At 54.9% G+C, this 11,312-nt stretch carries 9 protein-coding genes and 1 pseudogene; 5 read left to right on the top strand and 5 right to left on the bottom strand.

All coding sequences use genetic code 11. The features are described from left to right. Positions 1-194 precede the first annotated feature (194 nt). Positions 195-1,220 carry a glutamine synthetase beta-grasp domain-containing protein gene (locus RMSM_RS35105; protein WP_008709065.1) on the bottom strand — a complete coding sequence of 342 codons (1,026 nt, stop codon included), beginning with the start codon at positions 1,218-1,220 and terminating at the stop codon, positions 195-197. A 633-nt stretch (positions 1,221-1,853) separates the two neighbouring features. Here RMSM_RS35105 and RMSM_RS35100 point away from each other — a divergent pair. From RMSM_RS35100 to RMSM_RS35080, 5 genes and pseudogenes are all read left to right on the top strand, one after another. Then, the gene (locus RMSM_RS35100; protein ID WP_040771204.1) at positions 1,854-2,405 is read left to right on the top strand and encodes a hypothetical protein; all 552 of its coding nucleotides are present in this window, start codon (positions 1,854-1,856) and stop codon (positions 2,403-2,405) included. 66 nt (positions 2,406-2,471) lie between these two features. Beyond that, positions 2,472-2,904: pseudogene (locus RMSM_RS35095) on the top strand (peptidylprolyl isomerase). 14 nt (positions 2,905-2,918) lie between these two features. Beyond that, complete coding sequence (locus tag RMSM_RS35090; protein ID WP_008709057.1) at positions 2,919-3,971, top strand: hypothetical protein; 1,053 nt, start codon at positions 2,919-2,921, stop codon at positions 3,969-3,971. Between the two features lie 17 nt (positions 3,972-3,988). Next, entirely contained in the window at positions 3,989-5,371 is a 1,383-nt protein-coding gene (locus RMSM_RS35085; RefSeq protein ID WP_008709055.1) for an MBOAT family O-acyltransferase, read from the top strand. An 18-nt stretch (positions 5,372-5,389) separates the two neighbouring features. After that, positions 5,390-6,730, top strand: a complete 1,341-nt coding sequence (locus RMSM_RS35080; RefSeq protein ID WP_008709053.1) for a hypothetical protein — start codon at positions 5,390-5,392, stop codon at positions 6,728-6,730. Positions 6,731-6,753: 23 nt separating this feature from the next. On the opposite strand, the gene RMSM_RS35075 is transcribed toward RMSM_RS35080, so the two are convergent. From RMSM_RS35075 to RMSM_RS35060, 4 genes are all read right to left on the bottom strand, one after another. Further along, positions 6,754-7,257: an ATP-dependent helicase C-terminal domain-containing protein gene (locus RMSM_RS35075; RefSeq protein WP_236622433.1), complete on the bottom strand. Its 504-nt coding sequence runs from the start codon at positions 7,255-7,257 to the stop codon at positions 6,754-6,756. After that, positions 7,217-9,307: a DEAD/DEAH box helicase gene (locus RMSM_RS35070; RefSeq protein WP_008709048.1), complete on the bottom strand. Its 2,091-nt coding sequence runs from the start codon at positions 9,305-9,307 to the stop codon at positions 7,217-7,219. The genes RMSM_RS35075 and RMSM_RS35070 overlap by 41 nt, the downstream gene beginning before the upstream one ends. 38 nt (positions 9,308-9,345) lie before the next feature. Further along, on the bottom strand, positions 9,346-9,867 hold the full coding sequence (locus RMSM_RS35065) for a DinB family protein (protein WP_236622432.1): 522 nt from the start codon (positions 9,865-9,867) through the stop codon (positions 9,346-9,348). A 123-nt stretch (positions 9,868-9,990) separates the two neighbouring features. Beyond that, positions 9,991-11,010: a sugar phosphate isomerase/epimerase family protein gene (locus RMSM_RS35060; protein WP_008709043.1), complete on the bottom strand. Its 1,020-nt coding sequence runs from the start codon at positions 11,008-11,010 to the stop codon at positions 9,991-9,993. Between the last annotated feature and the right edge of the window lie 302 nt (positions 11,011-11,312).

Here is an 11,312-nt window from a genome sequence, read left to right as displayed (position 1 = left end):
GGTCATCCGAAAGTCGTGACATGGAACTGATCACATCGAGAAAAAAGGGAGAGCCGAGATGCTGATCATCTTAGCGGAATCCAGCCGCCGATGCAGACGAATTGACCGCGTCGAAAACCCGGCGGCAAACGAAAAAAAGCCCGCCCGCAAATGAATGCGAGCGGGCTTTCGTTTTTTAAACTAACTCGGGTGAGTTACGCGCCGACAGGCAACTTGGCGCTCTTGACCGTCGTGATGATTGCACTGGCAACCATGTAAGGATCAGCGTTGGATGCTGGACGACGATCTTCGAGATAGCCCTTCCAGCCCTTTTGGACCGTCACGATTGGAATACGAATCGATGCACCACGGTCGGAAACGCCGTAGCTGAACTTGTCGATCGATTGAGTTTCGTGAAGACCGGTCAACCGTTGATCGTTGTCCGCACCGTAAACGTCGATGTGGCTCTTGATACGTGGCTCGAACGCTTGGCAAACGGCGTCGTAAACGTCTTTGCTGCCGCAAGTACGCAGAAGCGTGTTACTGAAGTTGGCGTGCATGCCGCTGCCGTTCCAGTCGCCTTGAACTGGCTTGCAGTGCCAGTTGATGCTCATGTCATATTTTTCGGCGGTACGCTCGAGCAAGTAACGAGCAACCCAAATCTGGTCGCCAGCCAACGCGGCGCCCTTTGCAAAGATTTGGAATTCCCATTGGCCCATCATAACTTCGGCGTTGATGCCTTCGACGTTCAAACCGGCAGCCAAGCACAGCTCGAGGTGCTCTTCGACGATTTCGCGTCCGACGGCTTTGCCGTGGCCGACGCTACAGTAGTAGGGGCCTTGAGGACCGGGGAAACCTTCGACAGGGAAGCCAACCGGCTTGTTCGTGTCGGGGTTCCAAATCGTGTACTCTTGCTCGAATCCGAACCAGAAATCGTCATCATTGTCGTCGATCGTCGCACGACCGTTGGTGCGATGTGGGTTGCCTTCGTGATCAAGGACTTCGCACATGACCAAGAAACCGGTGCCCAAACGTGCAGGGTCGGGACAAACATACACGGGTTTCAGCAAACAATCGCTGCTGCCGCCTGGCGCTTGTTCGGTAGAGGAACCGTCAAAGGACCATTGCTCGGCGTCTTCGACTTTGCCGCTGAAGTCGTCAACAATTTTCGTCTTACTTCGCAGGCTCTGGGTGGGTTGGTAGCCATCGAGCCAGATGTACTCTAACTTGCATTTGGTCATGAATTTGATTCCCTCTAATGAATCATCAGTACGAGTGATTTTCGAGCCTAGGAGCGAACATTTCGTCCCGCAGGCTCAACAAAGTCCAAGCGGTTCTACCTACCACACCCAATATTCCAATTTGCGAAGCATCCTGCGTCGCAGCAAAGGAATTGTGTCCCAACTCAACTCAACTCGTATTCTGACAAGCGAGGCGTTGGCCCGGACCCAAATAGGATATCTGAATTTTTGCAAAGCGGAAGTCCAGGTGTGTTCCGTGGGGGCTAATCGCAGCCAATGGGGGCGAACACCCCATAGCAATACAACTTTGTTAATTAAGGAAACCTCGTAAATCGAGTGGGTTTCAGCACTGGACCAGCAGCATGGGGGAAGCTCCGCTAGCCACTCGGGCGGTTTCCCGCATTTCCTGCTCTCCTGTCAGCCTCGAGGTCAAACGCGATCGCTTCGGCGCCAGTCGTCTGGGTCGATCTTGCCAGCTCGCCAATGCCACAACGACTATGCCGAAAAGCGGATTGCCGTTCTAATAGAGACGAAGCCAAACCGTCATGGATGCGGATTCTCGTACCGGTTTTCTGCCGCTCTGAAACGATTCCCTTTGCGCTGAAATCGCCCTCGCCTTGTTGAGTGACTTGAATGTCGATGCCCCCGAACGACCCGTTTGAAACCAACCCGAACAGCCGATTTGCAGACCCGCAGTCGTCACCTCCACCTCAGAGCAATACCTGGAAATGGATATTGGGAATCATCCTAGGTGTGGGCGTCGTCGGGGGATTGGTTTGTTGCGGTGGCATTTATTTCATGTTCAGCATGGGCAAGGGCATGATGGCCGACATGGTGAAACAGGAAATCGGTGCCAATCCGGTCATTCAAGAACACATTGGCGAAATCGAATCCGCCGACCTGAACTTGGCGGCTACCGGCGAAGCGGGCCAAAACGGGCCCGGCATCCTGGCGTTTGATCTCGTCGGCAGCAAGGGTTCCGGCGTGCTCGAAATCAAGCAGGACCCAAACAGCCACGGAAACGGATTATCGATCCAGTCGGCGGAACTGGTCATGCCCGACGGGACCCGTCACGAAGTCATTTCGGATTTGGATTCATTTGAAGATCAAATTGATACTGGATTTGAAATGGACGCTGATTCGCCGGCACTCGATCCTGCCGAACCCGAAATCCTGCTCAAATAACCACCCATCTTTTTCGTCACCGAAATTGGCGAAACCAATCTCCCCCTCTCTTAACAAGATTGATTTATGAAAGTTGCAACGTTTGACACCACCAAAGGCAAAATCCGCATCGAACTTTTCGATGACAAGACACCCAAAACCGTCGGAAATTTTGAAACGCTTTGCGAAAAGAAATTCTACGACGGGCTGAGCTTCCATCGCGTGATTCCTGATTTCATGATCCAAGGCGGCTGCCCTCAAGGCACAGGAACCGGGCGGTCCGGGCTACAAATTCGAAGATGAGTTTCACCCTGAACTCAAGCACGATGGTCCCGGCGTTCTTTCGATGGCCAACGCAGGCCCGAACACCAACGGATCCCAGTTCTTCATCACGCACCTTGCCACTCCACACTTGGATGGCAAACACAGCGTGTTTGGTAAAGTCATCGAAGGCCAGGACGTTGTCGATTCGATCGAACAAGGCGACAAGATGACCACCGTGCGAGTGACGGAAGAGTAATCCCACACGGACGCATGAACGCCCCCAACGCAAAAAGAATCGTTGCCAAATGGTTGCTCGGTGCACTGTTTGGCACGTTTCTTATCGCGTTGACTTCACCGCTGTTTGTCCGAAGCTACGTTCCCTCGCGGCTTGATCCGCTGCGTGGCGTCTTGGTTCTTCAATCGGGACATTTCTATCGGTGGCGTAGCGAGGGCTACGCAACCACAGCGATCGGACCGCACGGCATGCCAGGACGGGTAAGTCTTGACGCAACCAAACCAGCGAACGAAATTCGCCTCGCAATTTGGGGTGATTCGCAAGCCGAAGGCGTTGGCGTTGCCGACGAGGAAAAGCTGCATCGCCAGATTGAACGCATCGGCAAACAATCTCAGCACACGATCACGGCATTGCCATTGGCCCGCAGCGGCGACGATGCAGCCGATTGGTTGGCTCAAATCCCGCGAGTCGAATCCGCACTTGCGATCGACATGCACGTGATCTTGGTCGCGGAAATGGTCGATCTCGAAGCCGCGATCGCCACATCCCCGGACACATCCCCCGAAATCGAATCTTCGCAGCTAGCAGCGCAAAACCGGATCGCATCGAATGTGCCTGCGTTTGTGATCCAAGCCATACGCCGCGTCTTGCGAACGTCCGATGATACACCGCGAACGCTGCGTTTTTCGCCGGGGCCGATTGCTGAGGAGCCGTCGCCAACCGGGACGCTGACGATCGACCAACCCGATTGGAGTGCGGTGATGCAGCGGATTCGATCCGCCAGTGATCGCCCCATCCTGCTGCTTTATTCACCGCGAATTCACCGTAAATCCTTGACGCGAATCGCCGTGGATGACGATCAACCGACTGGCGATTCTTTGGCAGAAATCAAGCAAGCCGCCCACTCCGCCGGTCTGTTGCTACGTGGCGTGACCGAGAAACTTGTGGATTCGGCCGAAAACAATCGATGGCCGCACGGGTTCCACAATGGCATCATCACCCAAGGCCACCTGAACGCGACCGGCTACGCCATCATTGCATCGGAGATCGTCTCCGAAATCGAACTCGATGATTTCCCCGTTCACTAAATTGCGGAGAGATCGAAATGCTGTTTACTCAAGCTGAGTTCCTGATCTTCTTTCTCGTGGTGCTCTCTGCGGTTTGGATGACGAGCAATCGCATTGTTCGCAATACGATCCTGCTGGTCGCTAGCTACTATTTCTATGCGTATTGGGACATTCGGTTTTGTTTGTTGCTGTTGCTGTCAACGTTCGTCGACTTTGTCGTTTCGCATGCGATCGACAACCGCGACGATGCAACCACGCGTCGCCGCTGGTTGAGCGTTAGTATCTTGGTCAACCTCGGGGTCTTGGGGTTCTTTAAATACTTCAATTTCTTTATCGAATCGGCAGCCCCGCTGGTCGAATCGATCGGCGTCAGTGCCAGCACGCTGAACATCATCCTGCCCGTCGGCATCTCGTTCTACACATTCCAAACACTTAGCTACACGATCGATGTTTATCGACGTGTTTTGCGGCCCACGCACAGCCTGCTCGACTTTGCCCTGTACGTTGCTTTCTTTCCTCAGTTGGTCGCCGGACCGATTGTCCGTGCACGTGAACTGCTACCTCAGCTTTGCACGACTCCCATATGGTCGAATCGACGGTTTTACTTTGGTTTTCAGCAGCTTTTGCGAGGCGCCGTCAAGAAGGTCTTGATGGCCGACCGGTTAGGCGAAATGGTCGACGTCGTTTTCGAGAACCCGGACTACTACAGCAGCAGCACACTGTGGGTGGCCGTGATCGCCTATGCCGGCCAAATCTATCTCGACTTTTCCGGCTACACCGACATGGCGATCGGATCGGCAAAGATGTTGGGTTATCGATTTCCCAGAAATTTCCGGCATCCGTACCTAGCCACATCGATGTCCGAATTTTGGCATCGCTGGCATATGACGCTGTCACGTTGGCTTCGTGACTATCTATATATTTCGCTTGGTGGCAATCGAAACTCGACGACGGCGACATACCGCAACTTGATGATCACGATGACGCTTGGCGGACTGTGGCACGGTGCGGCTTGGACGTTTGTATTGTGGGGCGTGCTGCACGGCGGAGCGTTGTGTCTCGAGCGAGCCATGCGTAGCATGACGTCACGGCGACTGCCGACGTGGATTCACTGGGCGTTGGTGATGATGGTGGTGTTGGTCGGTTGGGTGCTGTTCCGCTCGACCGATTTGAACGCCACAGTAAGCATGCTGCAACGATTGACGCTTCCGTCGTCTGGTATCCATTGGTATCCACCGCTGGTGATCGGCGTGATCGGATGCGTGATCGTCGAGCACGCGGTGTGGACGACACGCTGGCGGCGAGCGATGCGGTTGCCACCGGACGCTTGGTATTCGCCAATCGCAACCACCGTGATGCTTTGGGCTTTGTTAATCTATGCTCCTGTCGGTTTCCAACCGTTCGTCTACTTCCAATTTTGATCAACAATCGAACCAACGATGAAGCCCGCTTTCGCCTATTGGATTTCCTTTGTCGTCGGAGGCGTTTTCGTTGCGTGGCTGAGTGGGCGACTGGAACCGCATTTCGTTTCCGATTCCACCAGCTATCTGGACTACTCGTTTTCCTCTCTGGATTCGATCGGACGGTCGATTCGCACGCCGGGGTATCCGCTGTGGTTACTGGCGTTTCGCAGCATCGTCGGATTGGAATGGGTGCCCTTAGCCCAAGTGATCGTTCACGCGATGGCGGCATCGTGGTTCGCCATTGAACTAAGACGTCTGGGAATGATGCATCGCTACAGCGTCATCGCAGGGATTGCGGTCGCAGTGGGGTGCACCGCGATGGACAACATCAACATCATTTCGACCGACGCGATCGCAGCGTCAGCCGGCGTGATGGTCGCCACCGCACTACTGCGATTCAGCACGGCAGCGGATTCGTGGCGATGGGCCACCGCGACGGTGATTTTGTCGGTGATTGCGATCATGCTGCGTCCGGCCTACCTATTCCTGATCCCATGGTTGTTAGCCGCAGGCGGTTTGTTGGGCCGGGTACATGGTCAGTCATGGAAGACAGCGATTGGCAATGCAATGATCGTTTCGATCGCGACACTCGTGCCAATCTTGGCGTGGATGGGGCTTCGTATGGTTGCCGTTAACGACTTTGGAATCTTGCCGTTTGGCCACCAAAATTTGGCAGGCGTCTTGGTCCAATTGGTCTCTGACGAAGAACTCGAGACGCTGCCCGGCGATGCTGCAGCGATGGGAAAAGCCATCGTGCTCAAGAAACAAAAACTCGCAGCAACAGGGCATACGTTCGCGGCAGGCGAGGCGGCAGCGACGATGACCATCGATGCTCGCTGGGACGAAATGACCTATTTCGTCGTCGTGCCGGCGGCGAAATCACTCGCAGGCGACGATCCTGTGGCACAGCATAACGCAATCAAATCGATGAACAAAGAAATCATCCGCCAATACCCACGGCGCTACATCTTGTGGGTTGCAAAGAATGGGCGGCGAGGTGCATGGGCGATCGCTGCCGACATGGTCATGCACCCGATATTCTTGGCCGCAATCCTGTGCTTAGCCGCGTGGCTGATTTATGCAGCGACACGCGGAATACCGTGTAGCGGTGACTTGGACAATGCACGCGTCATGCGATCGCTGACGATCATTACGCTGACTTACCTGTTCGCAAAGTTGGGATTTGTCATTCTGACCAGCCCCGGGATTGGCCGATTCAGCGACGCTGCGGCAATCTTTTTACCAGCCTGGTTGGCGGTCGTTGCAGTGCAATGCAGCTCGCCTCGCCCGGAATGCAAAACGAAGGCGATCGAGTAACCTTTTGTTGAGGTGACTCGCGTTTAATCTCGGGGTTTCAGTCCGTTATGGGTTGCCTTGGCAGTCAACGGGTCCTCAGGCCAAAAATGTTTGGGATAGCGGCGACGCAGTTCCTTGCGGACGACCGGGTAGGTAGTCTTCCAAAAGCTGTTCAAGTCATCGGTGATTTGTTGCGGTCGACGGTTAGGGCCGAGCAAGTGCAGCTGCAGCGGCACTTTGCCGCCCGCGATGCGAGGCGTGTCGGTCCAGCCAAACAGTTCTTGCAGCTTGACATGGATCGCCGGAGGCTTGCCCTCGACATACTCGACGCGAACGGTATTGCCGCTGGGGACGGTGATTCGTTCAGGAGCATGACGCTCGACTTGCTGCAACTGCGAATAATCGAAGACGCCTTTGAAATGATCCAGCCAAGCTGCACGGCGAAGCTGCGCCAGCGAAGTTGCCGATTGGCACAACTGCTGCAAAACGACTTGTACGGCGGCATCATCAAGTTTGGGGATATCCAAATCCGGTAGCTGTGAGTGCAAAAAACGAACACGTCTTAGAAACGTCAAGGCAGCCTTGTTTTTGTTCGCTTAACAACGATTCGATATCGTCGCGCACCACCTCGGCCAACACCGCAGCCACATATGGACTGGGTTGACACTCGATCGGCGATTCGCTGAGTGCGAGATCATGAAAATATTGCCGTCGCCGCGCGATAACGACCTGTTTCGCGGGATCGTAAAACGGTTCATCGACGGTGCGAATCTGCGACGCGTCAAGCCACTCGAGATCGATCGGTACAGCGGATCGCACTAACGCTTCCGCTCCACGGTCGTCGACATCGATACAAAGAAAGTATTTGGATGGCGTTCCGGTTTCGCGTGCCAGCGCCGCGTTGGCAAGTTGCACACCACGACCGCCCACCATCAAGCCTCGGTCGTTGTCGTGGTTACGTCGACGTGCGACGCGATCGGGGTACGCTGCTAACAAACATTGCTGCAACGCATGATGATCCTCAGAACGCTGCGGTGAGCTATCCGTCGCCTTCATAATTCGACGAAACTGTTTAGCAACACGCTGGATCTGTTTCGCCGCCCCACGATCGATTTCGATGCGCGCATCGCCATCAAGAAAACGCTTTAATTTTTCAAGTTGATCAATCAGACTCAGTGACTGCGAGCGAAACGGACTGCGTTCACTCAACAGCGCCGCCACAAAAGATGCATCGAACAGCACCCCAAGGTCATCGGCGGCAACAAGAAAACGGGCAATCCGAGGATGCAGTGGCAACCGCATCATCCGTCGTCCGACGGGCAACAAAGCCCCAGATTCATCGATTGCAGCGAGCGAAACCAACAAGCGTTTGGCCCGGTCAACGGTTTCCAGCGAAGGCGGTGTCAACCAAGGAAAATCCAAAGCGTCGCGTTCGCCCCAACCGGACAACATCAAGGCGGCAGAACTAAAGTCAGCCCGCTCGATTTCCGGCGAATCGTGTAGCCGACGCGATCGATGGGCAGCCTGCGGCCAGAGCCGGAAACAGACGCCCGCTTCAGTTCGCCCAGCACGGCCGGCACGTTGGTCCGCCGAGGCCTGAGAGATCGGCTCCAGACGAAGTACCGGAAGCCCCACGGCGGGATTGAACCGCATCACGCGAGCAAGTCCGCTGTCGATCACTGCGGTCACACCAGGGATCGTGACGGAGGTTTCAGCGACATTGGTGGCAAGAATGATTTTGCGTTTCTTCGATGCGGCAATCACGATGTCTTGATCGGCTGCATGCATCTCGCCATACAGATCATGCAGCGTGCAATCATCAGCGATCCCGCTAGCCGCGATCATCCGGTGCGTCCGCCGGATTTCCCTCACCCCGGGCAAGAAGATCAGCACATGACCAGCAGTCCTAGCGAGAGCAGCGGGCAACGTTTCAAGGATTTGTGAATCGATTGGCTGCTTGGACAGATGCGGCGAATGGATGATGTCCACTGGAAATGCCCGTCCTTCGCTGTGGACCGAAACAGCATCGCCGAGAAAGTCGACAACCGGCTCGGTCGCCAACGTGGCCGACATCACGATCAGTCTCAGTTCAGGTCGCAGCGTCGTGCGAATACGGTGTAGCATCCCCAGTGCCGAATCAATCTCAAGACTGCGTTCATGGAACTCGTCCAAGATCACGCAGCTCACGTTTTCCAGCAGCGGGTCTTCGCTGAGTCGGCGGAGCAGCATTCCGGTTGTCATCACGATCAACCGCGTCTGCTTGGAAGTGCATCGATCAAAGCGAACGTGATAGCCGATACGGCTGCCTAATTCACTGGCGTCCAGACTAGCCAACCTCGCCGCCGCCCCACGCGCAGCCAACCGACGCGGTTGGATCAGCAGAATCTCACCGTCATCGACGATCTTCCGCTGCAGCAGTGCGAGCGGTACCAGCGTTGTTTTCCCAGCACCCGGCGGTGCCTTTAATACCACCGGTCGCGACTCGGCGGCGGCAGCAAGGATCGTGTCCAAGCATGCCGCAACCGGCAAATCGACTGCCTCCGCAGCGTTTGACGCAGCATCACTCGAAAGAGGGTCACTGGGAACCGAATCGCTCACGTACAGATGCTCGCCTAAATTGCTCTATCGACTTGTCGTTACGCAGGTCCCAAGCCACACGCGCGTCGCCACGCACTGATTTGACCGACGTGAAGCGTGATGTGCCCCCCAACGTAGAAATTCAACATTGCACCGGTCGTCGGAACACGATCCCGCATTGCTTCGTTGGGGTTCACCTCTAGAAAAACAGCGTCGTCGGCCGTTTCAAGTGCTGCCAGCGCCGCTTCGTATCCGGTGTTGAACGCGTTCAGGATTTCGTCCATCGCAGGATAGATGTTTCCCTCGGGATCATCGACACACTTCGCCGACTTCGAGAACACTTTGACAAATTCCTCGCTCGGTAGGTATGGCGATGCATCGCCCCTCAACGCCTTGATCACCTCGGACGCATACAGACTAAGATGCCCGTACACAAATGCAGGATGGTTTGACTCGATGACAGTATCACCACACTTGGCAAAGCGAGCAAATTGTTCAGGAGTGACGTCTTTGAGCATGCGTTGGGCGTTGGCAAGTCCAATCCGGCTGGACGCTGCGATCATGGGACCGATGGTGGGCACGGCAATAAATCCTTGTTAATTCGAGTTTTGGAATCCGTCAAACGGCCTATCGTAGGTGGCGATACCGAGGATCGTCTAGACACCGACGTGCGTTTGATATTTGCAGTCGCTTGCTAACGTCAATCACGCTTGGGCTATCGCATCCGCCACAACGCGTTTGGATTTCTCCAATCCCTCGCGAGCCACTTCCAACGCATCGCGTTTCCAGTACTCGGGATTAAATAACTCGAGTGAAAAGGTGCCTCGAAATCCGTTGTCCAACAATTGGCGAATCGTTGGCACGAGCGGGCAGACACCGTCGCCGGGAAAGACGCGATCTTTATCGCTGATGTCGCGTTGCGAAGGTTCGCTTGGATAATCGTTGATGTGGAAGCAATGCATCCGCGAGGCTTCGATCATCCCCAATCCCGCAAAATCACTGCCGCCTTTGTAGATGTGATAGAAATCGGGCAGCACACATGCCTTGGGGTGCTCGGCCGCCGTCGCGACGTATACCAATTCGCCGAGCTTGCTGATCGTAGGTGAAAAGCCCCAAAGTTCCAATTGAGGCGTGACCCCGATTTCGTCACCAACCTCCAGCAGAGCACGATAACGCTGGGCAATGACTGGTAATGGCGGCGAGATCGCATCTTTTTGATGCGCGCCGATCGGCGGCGCCGCAATCATTGCCCCCCCAATTGACCGAATCAACTCCATGTCACGACGAGCCACTTCGAGTCCCGCTTTTCGCTGTTCGGCGTCGTCGTTAATCCATTGTGCGAAACCGATGGCACTATCGACGGTCATCCCTGCATCTTCAATCTGCTTTCGCAAATCCGCAACGTTGCCGCCCTTCTTGACATAAGCTTCGAGATCCCGAATCCATGGTTCAACGCCATCATAGCCCGCTTTGGCAGCCACTTCGATCTGCTGCGTGATCGTCAGATTGTGTCCTCGTAGTGTGCTCATATTCAGCGCAAACCGGACGGGAGATTTTTTGTTCGTGAAATCCACTTCGGCTGCGGAAGCGGCTTCAGAGTTGCCGGTCATCGCCAAACCAACGGCAGAGGCGCTAACAAGTCCTATAAATTCGCGGCGGTCAGTCATGGCAGCAATCAACTCGCAGGTGGGAAAGTGAAAGGAATGCAAAGGGGCAGGAGTCATCGTTTTACTCGATTAGCCTAATCAAAACAGCATGATGTTGCTGCGTATGAAAATCATGAGGCATAAGAGAACTGTATTTCCCGATCGCGACATGCGGCGACCGGCTCGACTGCCTTAGCGTTTCCGAAACACTTCGCACGATTCGCAATGACAAGAAAATCCCCGACGAATTTGGTTGCAGCATCGAAAAAAAACCTCACAATGGATGAGGTGTGAACCACACCTCTTTTCTATTTGATGCTTTTCTCAGTAGCATTTGCGAGTTAATGCCAAGCGATTCACCCGAATCGAAATCGGAGTCG

The sequence above is a fragment of the Rhodopirellula maiorica SM1 genome, from assembly GCF_000346295.1.
In the GTDB taxonomy this organism is placed as follows: Bacteria; Planctomycetota; Planctomycetia; order Pirellulales; family Pirellulaceae; genus Novipirellula; species Novipirellula maiorica.
The sequence above is the reverse complement of the archived record's forward strand: the minus strand, read 5'-3'. Positions and strand labels throughout refer to the sequence as shown.

Excerpts from the sequence above, each read along its gene's own strand:
- RMSM_RS35090 (WP_008709057.1), top strand. The coding sequence starts at position 2,919 with ATGAACGCCCCCAACGCAAAAAGAATCGTTGCCAAATGGTTGCTCGGT.
- RMSM_RS35060 (WP_008709043.1), bottom strand. The coding sequence starts at position 11,010 with ATGACTCCTGCCCCTTTGCATTCCTTTCACTTTCCCACCTGCGAGTTG.
- RMSM_RS35105 (WP_008709065.1), bottom strand. The coding sequence starts at position 1,220 with ATGACCAAATGCAAGTTAGAGTACATCTGGCTCGATGGCTACCAACCC.
- RMSM_RS35100 (WP_040771204.1), top strand. The coding sequence starts at position 1,854 with ATGTCGATGCCCCCGAACGACCCGTTTGAAACCAACCCGAACAGCCGA.
- RMSM_RS35080 (WP_008709053.1), top strand. The coding sequence starts at position 5,390 with ATGAAGCCCGCTTTCGCCTATTGGATTTCCTTTGTCGTCGGAGGCGTT.
- RMSM_RS35085 (WP_008709055.1), top strand. The coding sequence starts at position 3,989 with ATGCTGTTTACTCAAGCTGAGTTCCTGATCTTCTTTCTCGTGGTGCTC.